The organism is Rhodococcus koreensis (genome assembly GCF_900105905.1).
Classification (GTDB): domain Bacteria; phylum Actinomycetota; class Actinomycetes; order Mycobacteriales; family Mycobacteriaceae; genus Rhodococcus_F; species Rhodococcus_F koreensis.
The window spans coordinates 941,032-955,751 of the sequence record NZ_FNSV01000005.1; the positions used below are offsets into that span (position 1 = coordinate 941,032).

The 14,720-nt window shown below is 66.8% G+C and carries 9 protein-coding genes and 2 pseudogenes; all 11 read right to left on the reverse strand.

Annotation, left to right across the window (positions count from 1 at the left end; translation table 11 throughout):
• Positions 1-1,266: 1,266 nt before the first annotated feature.
• Complete coding sequence (locus BLV94_RS09015; RefSeq protein ID WP_072948653.1) at positions 1,267-2,064, reverse strand: hypothetical protein; 798 nt, start codon at positions 2,062-2,064, stop codon at positions 1,267-1,269.
• A complete protein-coding gene (locus BLV94_RS09020; RefSeq protein ID WP_072948652.1) occupies positions 2,064-3,914 on the reverse strand; it encodes a hypothetical protein in 1,851 nt (616 codons plus the stop codon). Before BLV94_RS09020 ends, BLV94_RS09015 begins: the two co-directional genes overlap by 1 nt.
• 4 nt (positions 3,915-3,918) lie before the next feature.
• Entirely contained in the window at positions 3,919-4,167 is a 249-nt protein-coding gene (locus tag BLV94_RS09025) for a hypothetical protein (protein ID WP_371851607.1), read from the reverse strand.
• Positions 4,168-5,310: 1,143 nt separating this feature from the next.
• A pseudogene (locus BLV94_RS09035) lies at positions 5,311-5,556 on the reverse strand (transposase); the annotation flags it as partial.
• A gap of 48 nt (positions 5,557-5,604) precedes the next feature.
• A complete protein-coding gene (locus BLV94_RS47895) occupies positions 5,605-6,237 on the reverse strand; it encodes a tyrosine-type recombinase/integrase (RefSeq protein WP_083395543.1) in 633 nt (210 codons plus the stop codon).
• Positions 6,231-6,689 (reverse strand): hypothetical protein, encoded by a 459-nt coding sequence (locus BLV94_RS09050; RefSeq protein ID WP_074933710.1) that lies wholly within the window; start codon positions 6,687-6,689, stop codon positions 6,231-6,233. The genes BLV94_RS47895 and BLV94_RS09050 overlap by 7 nt, the downstream gene beginning before the upstream one ends.
• Entirely contained in the window at positions 6,686-8,881 is a 2,196-nt protein-coding gene (locus BLV94_RS09055; RefSeq protein WP_074933713.1) for a site-specific integrase, read from the reverse strand. The genes BLV94_RS09050 and BLV94_RS09055 overlap by 4 nt, the downstream gene beginning before the upstream one ends.
• Complete coding sequence (locus BLV94_RS09060) at positions 8,878-10,599, reverse strand: hypothetical protein (protein ID WP_074933715.1); 1,722 nt, start codon at positions 10,597-10,599, stop codon at positions 8,878-8,880. Before BLV94_RS09060 ends, BLV94_RS09055 begins: the two co-directional genes overlap by 4 nt.
• On the reverse strand, positions 10,599-12,068 hold the full coding sequence (locus tag BLV94_RS09065) for a tyrosine-type recombinase/integrase (protein ID WP_072951791.1): 1,470 nt from the start codon (positions 12,066-12,068) through the stop codon (positions 10,599-10,601). The genes BLV94_RS09060 and BLV94_RS09065 overlap by 1 nt, the downstream gene beginning before the upstream one ends.
• Before the next feature lie 104 nt (positions 12,069-12,172).
• Positions 12,173-13,639: pseudogene (locus BLV94_RS09070) on the reverse strand (tyrosine-type recombinase/integrase); the annotation flags it as partial.
• Positions 13,636-14,697, reverse strand: coding sequence for a tyrosine-type recombinase/integrase (locus tag BLV94_RS09075; RefSeq protein ID WP_072951824.1), 1,062 nt, complete (start codon positions 14,695-14,697; stop codon positions 13,636-13,638). The gene BLV94_RS09075 and the pseudogene BLV94_RS09070, both read right to left, overlap by 4 nt.
• Between the last annotated feature and the right edge of the window lie 23 nt (positions 14,698-14,720).

Below are 14,720 nucleotides of genomic sequence, written 5' to 3' on the forward strand. Positions count from 1 at the left end.
GTTTTGAAGTGCCAGCGGACTGAGACAGCCCGGACAGATAGAAGCGTAAGTGCCTCAAGTCACCCAGTCAATGCTAAATGCATTCTGCATCGACCGGCGGTAGGAATAGACGACGGCCACTCGAGGACGAACAGCTCCGACGGACGATGGATCGCTTCGTCAGGCCCGCAGGTGTCGATGAACGGCCGGCAAACGGTCACGCTGTGCGCCAGGAATTTGGTGCGCACCCCGCTGTCCCTACTCTCGCAGTCCGCGCTTGTGCATCGTGTACACCGGTGAGCGGTTCACTTCTCGGATCCCATTCATGAGGACGACTGATGACCACCATCCCTCCCCTACATCAATCCAACGGCGATAATGGGCGTCCAACAGACAGAGGTCCCGCGCTCGCGACTCAGATTCGCGCGTACAAGCAAGCGCGCCGCCGAAGGCTCCAGGCCGTCACAGCTGAGAGAATTCGTCGTCGTGTCCCGCGGGAAACCGAGGAAATTGTCGGCTTCGCCCAGATGTGGATCCCATACGGTGGGGCACCAAACGCCGAGATATTTCGGCATTTCGGCATGTCGGCTTCCCAATTCTCTGTCCGACTCTGGAAGGCAGTCTCGGACATGAAGTGCGCCGCGCAATCCGTGCGGAGGCTAGCCGAGGTCTACCCTCGCCCACGTACAGGATTTTCGTCGAGGAAGCTCGCAAGAGCGAGAGGATCTGCGGGCAATGCAGATGCCTGGAACGCTGCGCACCAATCAGCGAACAACCCCCAGTCGTATCGATGGCCCGAACCCTGATCCTTATCGCCGAACAGGGCGGAAACATTCTGCCCGCCTGTGAATTCCGTCTGGCCGTTGGTCACTGCTCAAGGTTAGGCAATCCGCGGCCGCCAATCATGCCTCGGAGGGTCTGTGTCGCCATGAAGACTACCCTCGGGCAAAAGCTGGTTCACTTACTTGCGCAACACCAGGCGTGACCCCAGCCCGCAAAGTGCATATGGATCACGACAAATGCGAACTATCGAGTAGACGCTCTGCAGCAGCGCCGGCCCTCAACGACTGACCCCCGACCCTGCTGACCACCTCATCCGAATAGCCCGCGAGGGCTGCGCGTCGCCTATCGCAGCGTGAATCGCTGAACCGGACAGCGGCGCCGCACTGATATTGCCGTTCGCGCGTATTGCGCGGAACACAGGAAACGCTAGCCGCAATAGCAGCGCCTTCCGTAACCTGACCTGCGGAAACGACTTCTCCGCTGGCGGTTGGGTTCGTCCTGTGATCAGATCCAGTCGATGTGGACGGAGTCGATGTGGTCGAAGTGGAACCCGAACTGGTCGCTGTACCTGTCGAAGCCCTTGTTCTCCGGGTAGTCGAGGGTGGCGTGCCGCTCGAGCAACGCGACGACCCGGGCGTGATCATCGTTGGCCAACGCGGCGGCCAGTTCGCGGGACTCATCGCTGCTGAACGGGGTGTCCGAGTTCGCGAAATCCAATGTGCGGACCCGGTAGTCGTACCCCTCGTCGGCCCCGTTGCGCACCATGACACCGCCCCTGACCCGGATGACCGCCCGTTTCGGGGTTCCGTCCGGCCGCAACACCCCGGCTCGCTTCATGATGTCCTGTGCCTTCACGTTTTTGAGTTTCTTGCTGGCATCGGCCCGCAGCTCGTTCGTCTCCCCCGACCGATACCGCGACACCGCGGAGCGGGACCGGCCGATCATCGCCGCCACCGCGTCGATACCGCCGAGGCGTTCGATCGCCGCACGCCGCTGGGCACGCTCGAGAATATCGGCATGCGGGATGCGGCCCTGTTGCGCCCACCGGCGCAGTGTGCGCGCGGATGGGGGTGTGCGGCCGGCATCGATCGCCGCCTGCCGCAAACCCTCGTTGCCGAGCTCCTTCCGCAGCTGTGTGACCGAGACCTTGCTGGTCAGCCCGGCCAAACCCCCGGACTTGACCTGCTTGGATTTTTCCACCCCGCTGGTCGCGGCGTTCGCGACGGACACCCTGAGGCCGTCCAGACCGACCGCCTGCTGCGCCGGTTTCGTGGTGCGCGGCTTCGGCAGGTGCAGGGCCATCAGAGCGCCCCCTCCCCATCCTCGAAGGCGAACTCGTCGTCGGTGTTCTCGTCGTCGGCGAAGACCGCCCGGATTACCAGATTCACCTCGTGCACATCCTGAGCCGACGCCAACGCGGACCGGAGTGGGCCGGTGAGGGGGGTGTCCTTCTCCACCGACATCTTCCCCAACGCCGCACTCGGATCGGCGATGTCCTCCCCGTCGGCGAGGAGATACACCCAGGAGTCGGTGACGGTGCGGATCGGCCAACGATTGTGCTCGCGGCCGATCCGCATCGCCACCCGCCGGCCCCGCCACCGGCAGTGCGCGATGATCGCCGCCCGCCACAAAGGTTGGTGGTGATGGGCCATCCGGGTCGCGGTCCACATGTCCGGGTTCACCATCCGCCCGATATATCCCTTGTAGCAGGACCCGAGGAATCGTTTCGTCGCCGCATCCTCGGTGTCCACCGCGGCCTTGCGCGCCTCGCGGAGGATCTTCGCCCACTTGTCCAACACCCGGCCCTGCTGCGGGTACACCCAGGCCTCGGTGATGTCCAGATCGTCGAGGTCGGCGCCGATCCCCCCATCCGTCACCGGTGCGCACAACCCGTCCAGGCTCACGGAGGTGACCCACGTCTGCACCGGCTGATCCGCCAGCATATGCGGGTGCGGCAACGGCAGTTTCTCGGGCAGCGACAACGTTTGCCCCGCGGGGAGGGTGATCCGCCACAGCCCGAACGGGGCACCCTTGTCCCCCACCGCCGCACCGGCCGCCGCCCCGCCGGTCAAATGGGCAGGCTGCCCGTACCCGAATTCCAGCATCCCGGCCGACGCCAGGTACGCGGCGCGTTGGTCGATCGACACCAACCGGCTCGTCCCCTCGAGGTCCTGTTCGTCGGGGACCTGGGTCCAACCCACGGCGGGTTCGAGGTCCCCGCGCGGGGCGCCGTCCAGCGGCGGCACCGGGCCCGCCGTCGCCACCACCAGGCCCTTGCCCGACCGGGTGCGTTCACGCTTGATCTTGTCGACGATCGCGGCGCCGGTCCGCGCCGGTGTCGGCCCCGGTAGCACGCCGAGGTGTTTCGCGGACCACGCCAACCGGCGACCCAACTCCCGCGCGGCCGGCAGGTCGTCGTCGGGGAGATACGTTCCCGCCGTCGGTGAACCGAGGATCCCCATCTCCCCGACCCGGTTGTTCCAACCGAAGTCCTTGTTCCAGTACGTCCACACGTACGGCTCGAGCACCACATCGACCATCGAGGTGAACTTGCCGATGCTGCGGGACAGGTGCACCACATGCCCCGGATCGCCGCGCAATTCCCACCCCGCGCTCAGCATCGGCGTCAACGTGGCCTGCAGGACCGCGGTCAGGTCGGCGGCGGCGCGGGTGCGCAGCGCCTCCATGTCGTCGAAGTCGTCCTCGCTGCCCGGATCGATCACCCACCCCAAGGATTCACACGCGCCCTGGCCCACGATCCACACCTGCGGAGGAGCACCCAACGGCGTCAAAGCGGCCCACCGGATCAACTTGTCCAGCTTCTCCACCGAATCGACGGGACCGGTCAACTCCCGCCCCGACGGCGTGTACGTCCCGTCGACGGTCACGATCACAGCGTGCTCATCCGCCTCCGCACCCACCGGCAGCGACTCCCACACCGGCCGGCTCGAGGTTGTTAGCTCGGGCGCCGGCGCAGCCGGCGATTCCGCTGGTTCCGCTGGTTCCGCTGGTTCCGTGGCAGCGGTAGGTGTCGACGGTTCCGCCACAGCGGTCTCCTCCGCGTCGATCTCGTCGGTATCGTCGGTGGCAGGATCCGGGGCGGAGGGCTGGTGCAGGTCGAACAGGGCAATCTGCTCCCACGGACGGCTCATCGCTCTACTGCTCCCCGATCCGACCATCAGGGTCGGCCGGCGGTACGTCGTAGCGGTCCAGCAACTCCTGCAGCGCCACGTCCACCACGCTGGTGACCGTGAACTGTCGGTTCTTCACCAGCCACTTCAACCGGGCCTCCGTCGACGCCAGCACCCAGGTGTTCAGCTGCACCTTCACCGGACCCCTGCGGGACTCGAGCTTCGACGTCAAACCTGCAATGGACGGCCCCACCTCGGGGCTACCTCCCGACACACGGGCATCGTTGTGCAGCTTCGAGGTTCGGCCTCTCTCACTCGGTCGCGACGAGTGGCCTCCACGTTTTCCGGCCTGCGCCATGCCCACTCCTTTGCCCCACTGGCCTTGGCCGCCGCGCGTGTTGCCGGCCGCCACTGCAACCCATCCTAGTCGATACACGCAAGTTCGCACGCTCTATTACACGCAGATGTGCACGCATGTTTGGATGCAGAAAACTGCCCGACTCCACACGTTGTGAGACACGCCCATTCTCAGAATCCGGTCAATGGAGCGGCAATGATCGCCGCGGATGCCTGATCCAGATCGCTCGAGCAGCGGATCCAGGTTAAGGAACTGGCCAAACGCCGGCGCCCGGTAGCAGCGTGGTGGGCGTGCCCAGGTAACCGGGCATACCGCCCGCTGTGAAGGCAGCAACCACCGTCCCGGATCCAGTCTGGGCGACCCCCCGAGAAGGTCCGTACAAGAGGTCCGCAGCGCCACTCGCGCCGGTCGATAGGTTCCGCCAGTGGACGACTAGATCGCAGTAGGGGTATGCGCCGCAGCGGAATCGAGTGATTCCCGGCTCGTCTGGGTCAGTTAGGACAGAGATGAACGTACTGGACGGCGGGTTGGTGAATCCAGTCGGTCCATTGGTCAGTCCCGCGAAGGGGATCGGCAGGACCGTGTCGGTCGGGGCTGCGCTCGCCGGCGGAGCCGCGAGCAGCAGTGCCGCGAGTGCGATCCCGGCGAGAGTAGTCATGCTGCGGGGCATCGAAGCGGTTCAAAACATGGTCCACCCCCTGTCAGGCGTCGAGCTGCGCGTAGCCGGACGGATCCGTTGCTGGTCGCGCGTCTGGCAGAGGCTGCCGAAGCCCCCGCGATGCTATTGAGAGCAGTCCTATTTGCCGATCGGTCTAACCCATACGGCGGGATCGGAATCACCGTCATCACCTCCGGTTGGTGAAAAGAAGGGCGTTTCACCACGCAAGGAAGTTGGGCACCGCAGGCCAGAACGGAGACCAGAAGTAAAGATCCACGGCAACCACCTCCTGCGCTGTGTATCGCCCGCCGGAGGCGGATCGGTACAGCTACGCATCGGGACGCTCCACACAAGCGGGATCACGCTGAATCGGGTCGAGTCCCGAGGCGTGGTGTACGAGTTCATCGCGTGACTCCTCGTGGGGGGTATGCGGTTAGCTCCGCGGGTGTCACCTCCTGGTCAGGTTCGGTCGTGGTGTTGTCGCCACGAGAACGGGCGAGCACGTCGAGACCGAGATAGCGGAGCCCCTCGATCCACTCATCGTGTTGCTCGGCGAGGACGGCTCCGACGAGGCGGATCAACGCGGTGCGGCCGGGGAAGGTCCCGACCACATCGGTTCTCCGGCGGATTTCCTTATTGAGACGCTCCTTTAACCGGCCTTCGCGTGTGGGTCAACCTCAGGTTCGCGATTTGGGTCAGCGGTCGAGCCGGTGAAGGTGATCGGTCAGGGCGTCTGCAACGCGGTGGTGGCGAGCAGCTTCGTCGGGCCAGCCGCGGTCGCAGGCATCGGCTTCGAGTGCCTGGACGTCGGTGCGTTGCGCCTCGAGCGTGTCGCGGAATTCGGGTCCGGTGACGAAGTTGTCGCAGGTCTCGCAGATGTTGGCATAGGGACAGGCTCCGGCCGCCTCGTGCCGAGAACAGTAGCCATGGGCGAGGCGGGTTTTGAGCATCTCGCTGCCGAGCCAGCTGACGGTGTCGGGAACGATCGGTTTGCCGACCGGGGTGAGGGTGAACCGCCGCCGCATCTTGCCCATGGCCTGGTCGTAGGCGTCGCGCAGCGTCGGCGATGCGAGGGTGGCGTAGCGGAGAGTCATCTGAGGAGTGACGTGCCCGAGCAGCGCCATCAACGCCTGCAGGCTCATTCCGGCATTGGCGAGTTCGGTCGCCCAGGTGTGCCTTGTGTCCGCAGAGGCCGTGTGCGGTCGGGTTCGTGTTGCGTTTGAAATGGAGGGTCTCCGGCGCGGAGTTCGCGACGCTCGTGGCCGCCTGTGTAGCGATAAGACGTTAGTGTTTGTGACTGACGTCACCGCTCGATCTCGCGTCAGCATGGCCCGATGATTTTCTGGCGTGTCGTCGGCAGGCGGGTGACGGTGGTGTTCGGGTCTGCGGCGGCGCGGAGGCGGAGGATTTCTTCGTGCTGTGCGGCCAGCCTCGCCAGTGCCTGGCCGCGGAAGTCGGTGAGCTCCTCGATGGTCGAATGGGCCTGGTTCAGGCGCTCTTTGAGCTTGTCTATCTCTGCTTTCAGTCGTGCGATTCGCGCGGTCTTCGGGTCGGGGGTGTCGCCGTTGCTCTGTAGCTGCTCAAGCCGGTGTTCGAACTCGGCGCGTAGGTGCGCGTAGGGCCTGCTGCCGTAGAAGGCGGTGCGATCGACGCCGGCCTCCGCGGCGAGGGTCTTGATATCGCAGCCTCCGCCGGGTGGGATCTCGCCGCGGAGCAGTCGGTCGATGGCGGCGCGAATGCGGTTCTCGTTCTGGGTGCGTTGGTTGGCACTGATTCTCATGGCAGGTCCCTGTTTGTGGTGGTTGTGGCCGCGTCTATATCGGCGATGACCCGGACTGCGCGGTCGTGGTCGGCTTGCAGGCGGGTGCGCTCGGTGGTGCGGGTTTTGCCGAGTTGGCCGAGGAAGATCTTGGTGCGTTCGGCGTGTTCGGCCCAGACGGAGCGATGGACATCGTGGTGGGTGGCCTGCGGGCAACGCGCCGAGTCACACATGCCGATCATCGGCCGCGTCGCGGTCGGGGTGCCGGCCAGTTTGAGGCAGAGGGCGCGGGACGGGTCGACGAACCAGCAGTAGTTCGCCGGGCCCAGGTGCAGGACCTTGGCTCGTTTGGACAGCAGGTTGAGGATGTCGCGATCGTTGCGCTGCACCTTCGGTGCCGCAGCCGATTCCGCGTTCACGTCGGCGTCGACGGTGGCGAAGTACTCGGTGAGGTTTCGTGCGCCGGGGCCGGAGGGCAGGATGCCGTTGCGGTAGTTGTGGAACTCGGCCAGTATCAGCTGAAGGTTGCGGTCGGCTTCATGCTTGTTGACCTCGGCCAGTAACTCGGCTTGAGCGCCACCCGGCCGGGCCGCATAGCCTTCGGTTGTTGCGGTTGCGATATGCTTGAGCTGCAGTTTTGCTGCGAGAACCCCGCCGGGGCGATAGGCCAATTCCAGCGCGATCGTTCTTCTGAGCATCCGCAGTGAGACCGGTCCCTCGGGAATTGGGGCCAGGCCCAGGCGTTCTCCTGCCGAAGAGTTGACCCAGTTGCGGAACCAGATGTAACGGACCCGGAAGCTGAACCGGGACAACAGAAGAGCATCATCGCGTGGATCGTCGTGCAGTTGTTCGATGAGTTCGACAGCTCGGTGGACCGGTTCGATGACGACCCATTCGTCGTCGGTGCCGCCGAGCGGCTGGCCTTTGACGATCTTGCTGGCGATGCGGTAGCGCATGAGCCCGGGTATGGGTTCCTCGATCGGGCGGCGGCAGCCAACACGTAGTTCCATCAACTCGCTGCTGCGCATCCCTGATGATGCCGAGAGCACGATGATCGCGGCTGTTCGGACGATCCCGACCACGGCGACGGCCTGCGATCGGTGCAGCGGCAGGCTCCAGGGCCGTGTCGCGCCGTCGGCGGTCGGCGCCTGTTCGGCGTCGCGAGCGAATACCTTCTCGACCCCGACCGCGGCGACTGCGTTGGTGAGCGGTCCGCGCAGTCGCGGCAACCAACGGGAGTCGATATTGCGGCGTCCGGCCTGCCTGGCGAGAATCCCGGTGGCGACGGGCAGCAGTAGGTCGTCGGCTGACCATCCGGCGGCCAGCCGTTTGGTGATCTCATGGTCTTCGTGTCGGGGCAGCGGCGTCCCTGTCCTGGTGTAGTCGGCCAACACGGTCACGATGTCGTCGACCGCAGAGGTGGTGGTTTGACGCCGCTGTCCGATCCTGACCGAATGGACGCGGTCGTGTTCGCGGACCTGCTGGTTCAATGCGACCGCGTGCGGGCCGAGGACCTGCATCAGGTGCAGCGCCGCCGCGAGCATCGGCTGCAGGATCTCGTCGGGAACGGCGGGCGTGGTGTTTCCGTCACGGCCGGAACGCATTTCGGCGACGGCGGAAGCCGATGCGCCGCCCCAGGGGCGAAGATCGGCGCGGACGCGGTCGGCGGTGAACAGGTCTCGGTGGTTGACCAGGTCGACGATGATCTGCGCCGCAGCGCGTCGAACCGCGGGGCTCTGTTCACCGACAACATTGCCGTCCTCGTCGAGGATGTAGCGCCGGAATGCCAGGTAGGCCTCGCAGGTGTGGGTGTCGATTTCGGCCAGCGTGGTGACGTGTCGCCGGTCGAGCCAGCGGAACAGTCGCGTCAGCTCGCCCAGCCGTCCGATGCAGCTGCGCAGATGCAGCGGTGTGCGGTATGCCCTGGGCAATTCGGCGACGGCGGGATGCCGCGGGGCGAGGGCGGCGATGATCAGCTCCTTGGCGACCATGCGCCATCGCGGGTCGCCGATCACGGCGAAGTCGAAGCGGCGGTTCGCCAACGGGATGTTGACTGCCAACCCGACGACCTCGGTGAAGTCCCATAAGTCGTCGTCGAACAGGGGGCGGCGAACGTCGTCGGGCAGTGTCAGACCCGCCTGCAGACAGACATCGGCGCCGGTGAAGACTGATGTCCGGTGTTCGCGGGCGCTGTTGGTGGCGAAGGTCGTCATGCGGTGCGTTCCTCTGGGCGAAGGGGGATTTCGTCGTCGGTGTCGGTGACCCGGGAAGCCGCGGCCGTGAGTTCGGCGGGGTCGAACCGGCCCAGGATCTGATCGATCCGAGTCGCGTAAGGCCCGAACACCGCCATGAACTGCGCGGCGGGCAGCTGCTGCCATTGGCGGGAGAAGAACGCCTTGAGCCGCAGCAGGTTCACCGCGTGCCGCGGCGCGAACACCGCCAGCGGGCAGAGCAGGCAGACCCACGGCCTGGCCGGACACGGCTTGCCGACCGGACCGTGCAGGCCGGCCAGCTGATCACCGCATGCTGCGGTGAACACATCGCGCGCGCCGCCGACCAAATCGGCGATCGCGTGGTCGTCGAGATTCATCGCCGCCATCAGTTGCGGGTAGCCGTCGGCCAGCGCGGCGGCGTCCTCCTCGGCGATCACGGTGGGCGGATGCGCGCGGCGCAACAGATCGTGCTGGGCATCCTCGATGACCGCCTCGACCGCGTGCCGTTGGCCCGGGGTCGTCACCGACAGGTAGTGGTCGCCTTCGACAGCGGGCGTGTGATTGGGGTCGATCGTGGCGCGTGCGTTGCCTGTCCAGGTCTTCCTCTCGCGCATCGCATGGTGCGTGGTGCGGATGCGTGCTCGATGGATCTTCAACGGCCGACCGTCGGCCCCGAGCACGCCGTGGCGGTTCACCCATCGCTGGATGCTGACCCGATTGATCTCGCGGATCAGGACGGGTTTGCCCACGTAACTCAGGCCCAACCACAGCCGGTCGCGGTCGCTTGGTGCGACCAGGCTGCGCAGCAGCGACGAGTGCGTCAGCCACTGCTCGAGCAGACGCACCGCCGGACGCGGCAGGTTCAGGGTCTCCGCCGCGGTGCGGCGTTTGACGTAGGACAGCAGAACGGTCGAGTCCCCGGCCCATTCGATGTCGTCGACCCCCAGGTCGGCGATGCCGTCGGGAACGATGCCGGAGTAGACGCCGAACAGCAGCCGGTAGGCGATGACGGCGTCCAGGTGCGGGAACACCGCCCTCAGGGCGTCATAGAACGCTGGTGGTCGCCGATTGTGGAACACGCTGTGCGTCACGCCGATCGTGTGGGCGAACACGGGAGTGCTGACCGGGCCGAGCCGTTCCAGCAGCCAGCAGAAGTTCTCCCATGTCCATCCGTGCTCGGCGGGATGACGGCCCTGCCCGATCGCGGCCAGTGCGCGGCGGTGCGTCGCATACGACTCCTCGACGACCGTGCGGCATGCGGTGATCAGACCCTGCCATTCGACTTCGGGATAGGGCGGCAGTGGTCGACGGTTGGGCTGGATATTGAAGTGTCGGCCCGCCGCCAATTCCAGCACCCCGTCGCCGAGGCCGCCGCCGGATCGGGCATATCCCTCCACCATGGCGCGGGTGTATGCCTCCAACCTTCTGGGGCCCGCCATCCAGAACTGCGCAAGCTGTCCGCGGCGCAGCCCACTCGCGCCGCCGGTGAAACCCTGCTCGGCGAGCGCGCGAACCATTGCTCTCAGTGCACCCGCGTAGGCATCGACCGTTCCGGCCGAGTTCGCGCTGCCGTGCGGATGAATCAGCTCCAGGAGCCCGACTGCCAGATCACGCGCCAACCGAGGGTTCGGCAACCCCGCCAGGTCGAACTCCGCCCGGCTGCCGTCGCTGAACACACAGCTCAAGCCAAGCGGTTCGTCGGTCACTCTCGTCGGCATCACAGATCCCCGTCGGTGTCATGGTCGAATTCGGCGTCGGCTTCCCACTGGGCTGCGGTAGCATCGATGAGTCCGGCTGCCGCGCCCTCGGTTTCGTAGGCCTGCCGGTAAATCCGTGTGGTATCAAGACGCTTCAGGTATTTCTCGGTGGTCAACACGGTCGAATGCCCGAGCAAATCTCGCAGCACCAGCAGCGGATCGGCCTTGGTCAGGTAAAAGATCAGCGCCGCGTCGGCATCGGTGTGGCGCACCAGCTTCGCTGCCTGCCGGTAGTAGCCGGTCACCAGATATTCCAAAGTCTGCATCGAGAAGCAGTGACGAAGCCGGTGCGGGTGAACGTGCGGGAACCGCGGCTCGAACCGGGCCCGGATCCGGTCGGCGGTGCGCTCGAACACCGTCGCCCACGCCGTGAACGGTCCACCGTCGGCCTTGACCGCCAGCAGGCACGACCCGCCCTCCGGTGCCACGAGCCGCCGCCGCTCCGGCGGGGTCAATGACTCCCACGACCGGCGGATGCCGTTGATCCGGCCGCCGCGGGCGTCCGGTTCGCTCACGTGCATCGGCTCGCCCCACCGTCGTGGTGGCCGCCAGCTCGATTCGACGGTGACGGCTGCGCGATCGAGCTGCAGGTAGTCGTGCAGCCCGGCCAGGGCGTCGTAGGAGATCCAGGTGGTGCGGAACTTGCGGCCCTTGGTGATTCCCGCCGGCACCGGAAATGGGATCGGGATCGCCGTCCGCGCCGGCGGCAGTGCCGGGATCTCCCACGGCAGCAAATGCGTGAACTCGCCCAACCGCAACCCGGTCGCCAGCGCGAGATCACCGATCGCGGCGTTGCGGGTCATCTCCCGGCCCGCGAACCCGGTGTCGCGGTTGCCGTCCGGCGCCAGCCCCCGCAACCCTTTCCGGAACAGGTCGGTGAAGTCCGGCTCCAGATACTTGATGGTCACATGCGGTTTCGGGGTGCGGCGCACCGCCAGATTCACCCGCACCTCCCGGCCGGTCCCGGCGAAGACCGCCCGCGCCGACCGGTAGGTGAACGGTTCGGCAGACGCGAACCCTTCCTCCATCGCCCACCGGTAGAACAGCGACAGGATGCTCATGTGCTGGCCCCATGTGGTCGCCGCGAACCGCGACCGCGCCGGCCCCGCTGCGCGGTGCTCCGCATAGCGACTCAGCCCAGCTTTCAACCGTTCCCGGGTATCGAACAACCCCACGCCGTGTTCGGCGAGGAACTCCGCCCATTCCTTGACCGCCCGCGCGTAGTTCTCCCACGAACTCGGCGCCGGAGCCCCGCTGGCCGGAAGCTCCCGCAGCCACCGGTTCACCACGGACGCCTGCCGCGGCGCGGCCGGGCCGTCCTCGAACAACAGATCGTCATCGATGAGGAACGCCATCCCCTCCGGGATCACGGGACGATGCTCAAGGTCCCAGGACCGCCAGTCCAGCGACGAGAAGTAGCTCAAGATCATGGGCGCTGACAGTAGAAACACCACACGGCTCGGCGCAACAACCAAACCCCCAGGTCGCCCTCACCTTCGGGTCTAATGCAACACGGGAACTAAGCAGAGACAATATGCCGCAGCTGATGCGGTGTCACCACCAACGGTGCGCCGCCGGCGCCGCGCAGCCCGGACTGCTCGACGGCGGCGAGCAGCCCATTGCGCAGCCGGGTCTGGCCGAGGCGGCGGCCGTGCGCGACGAACAGGAAATCGGTCAAAGCTCCGGTCCGCGGATGCGGCAGCGGCCGGCAGACGCCGCGCCCGCCGCTCCACTCGTCCAACGCCGCGACCGTGGCCGCCGACAGCGGCACCATGCGCTCGGTCGCGAGTTTGCCCAGCGGCACCTTCAGCCAGGTCCCGGCCGGGCCGTAGTCGACGACGCTGCCGAGCTCGAGGTCGAGCAGTTCCCCGACCCGCAACCCCGCACCGCGGAGCACCGTCAACCCGATGCGAGCGAACGGATCCTCCAACCCGGCAACAGCGTTCATCACCACGCCGTCGACGTCGGGTGCCAGTGCGCGGGGCAAGGGTTGGTCGAGTTTGGGGACGTCGGCGGCGAAGACCAGCCGGCGCGGCGGTGCCTGCTCCCAGCCCCATGCGGTGATGTCGTCGAGCAGGTTGCGCAGGCTCAGCACCGTCGATTGGATCACCGCCATCGAGATGGTGCGTCCGGCGCCGGCGGCGGCGCGTTGCCCGCGCCAGGTGCGGGTGCGGTTCCAGACGAGGAAGCCCTCGATGTGACTGCGGTCGAGACCGTCGAGGGAGGTGACCTCGGGGTGGTGTGTGGTGAGATAGTCTGCGAATGGCAGCAGGTCGTTGATCAGTGATTCGACGGACTTCGGGCGAAGCACCGCGGCCCGGACGGTGACATAGCGCAATAGCGTCTCGCGGATCGCGTCGGCCATCGGAACGTCGGCGAACCGTTGGCCATAGCTGCGGGCCCAGACGCGGCGCCGTGGTGGTGTGTCGACGATGCGGGCCTCGAACAGCACCTGCCGCAGACCCGCGATCCGATTGCGGTAGGCCCGGCGCGACGACGGTGGAATAGCTTGTGTTGCAGCCAATGCGGCATCGAAATCGTCGACGGTGTCGTTGGTGATGCCGCTGACGGATCCGCCGTGCCAGGCGAGCAGCACCGCCAGGCACTCGCCGAGGACGGTCTCCACCCATGACGGTGTCCAGCCCAAGGCCAGTCCGGCGGTCCGGGCCGCGGCGAACCCGTCCGGGTCGCGCGCCTCGATCGCACTGCCGAGTCCGGTGAGGTTCTTGACGGCGGCGAACTCGAGGTCCAGTCGCAGCTCGTCTCGCCCGATGACGTGACACAGCAGCGGCCAAGCCCCGGCACTGCGGAGTTCGGTGAGCCGGTCCGATGCAGGCCGGGCCATCCATTCCTGCAGATCCGGGTGCGCGGCCAGAAACGTGCTCGCGATGCGGGTGCGGCCGCGGACGGCCCTTCCGCCCAGCCCGAGGGTGGCGACGTGGTCGAGATAGCCGGCCAGCACCGTGTCCGGGGCCACCATGGTCGTCGATGCGGTGGTCATCGCCGTTCCCCGGCGAGACTGGCCCGGGCGGCGCCGTATTCGGCGGCGAGCTGCTCGATCGACAGGTGCACGTACTCGGCGGTGGTCTCCGGGGACGCGTGCCCCATCAACTCCCGCAGTACCATCAGATCGATTCCCGCGGAGGCGAGTTCGGTGCCGTAGGTGTGTCGCAGCCGGTGTGGACGCACCCGACCCGCGCCGGACAGCTCTCGGTGCCGCCGAAACAACGACCGCAGCCCGGCCTCGGTCACCGGCGCCCCCAGCGTGGGGCCGCGCAGCACCACAAAACATTCCGGTGTCGCCAACCCCGGTGGCCGCTCGAGGCGCAGATAGGCCGACAGTTCGGTGAAGAACACCGCATCGACCGGCACCACCCGCTCCTTCGAACCCTTGCCGAGCACCCGCAGCCGACGTCGACCGAAGTCGACCTCCGCCAGCCGCAGCGACCGCACCTCGGCGCTGCGCAGACCGCCGAGCAGCATCGCCCACACCATCGCCCGGTCCCGATGGGTGCGCAGCGACGAGACGAACACGTCCACCGCGTCGGCGTCGAGGGACTCGGGCAGCAACCGCGGCTGGCGCACCAGCCGGCCTCCGGCCCGGGGCCGGCCGGGCCCGAGATGCCCGAGCAAACCCCGCCCCGACGGACGTAACCCCTGCCCGCGCCGGGGTGAGGGCACCGGATTGTCGGCGCGCACCCCGGTCATCACCAGGTACTCGAACAATGCCCGCACCGCCGCGACCCGCCGGTTGATCGTCGACGCCGCCGTCGTCCGCTGCCGGCCGTTCCTCGGTGCTGCACCGGGTCGGGGATCACGGCGCACGCCCTGCCAGTCGATCCACTCGAACACGGTCACCGGCGTCACCGCCGCCAATCCGACATCGCGGTCGATCAGGAACCGCGCCAGATTCAGCATATCGAACGCATACGCCCGCACCGTCGCCACGCTGAACGCCCGCCCGGCCAGATGCTTGAGGAACGCGTTCGCCGCCGCGCAACCCTCCCACTCGCCGTCGACCACATAACCGTCGCCCGCCGTCTGCACCCGAACGGCCATCGTCTGCTCCTCTCGTGAATCGA

What these genes read in the sequence shown, in the direction of transcription:
- BLV94_RS09015 (WP_072948653.1), bottom strand. Translation starts at nt 2,064, where the DNA reads ATGGCCCTGCACCTGCCGAAGCCGCGCACCACGAAACCGGCGCAGCAG.
- BLV94_RS09020 (WP_072948652.1), bottom strand. Translation starts at nt 3,914, where the DNA reads ATGAGCCGTCCGTGGGAGCAGATTGCCCTGTTCGACCTGCACCAGCCC.
- BLV94_RS47895 (WP_083395543.1), bottom strand. Translation starts at nt 6,237, where the DNA reads ATGCTGACGCGAGATCGAGCGGTGACGTCAGTCACAAACACTAACGTC.
- BLV94_RS09050 (WP_074933710.1), bottom strand. Translation starts at nt 6,689, where the DNA reads ATGAGAATCAGTGCCAACCAACGCACCCAGAACGAGAACCGCATTCGC.
- BLV94_RS09055 (WP_074933713.1), bottom strand. Translation starts at nt 8,881, where the DNA reads ATGACGACCTTCGCCACCAACAGCGCCCGCGAACACCGGACATCAGTC.
- BLV94_RS09060 (WP_074933715.1), bottom strand. Translation starts at nt 10,599, where the DNA reads ATGCCGACGAGAGTGACCGACGAACCGCTTGGCTTGAGCTGTGTGTTC.
- BLV94_RS09065 (WP_072951791.1), bottom strand. Translation starts at nt 12,068, where the DNA reads ATGATCTTGAGCTACTTCTCGTCGCTGGACTGGCGGTCCTGGGACCTT.
- BLV94_RS09075 (WP_072951824.1), bottom strand. Translation starts at nt 14,697, where the DNA reads ATGGCCGTTCGGGTGCAGACGGCGGGCGACGGTTATGTGGTCGACGGC.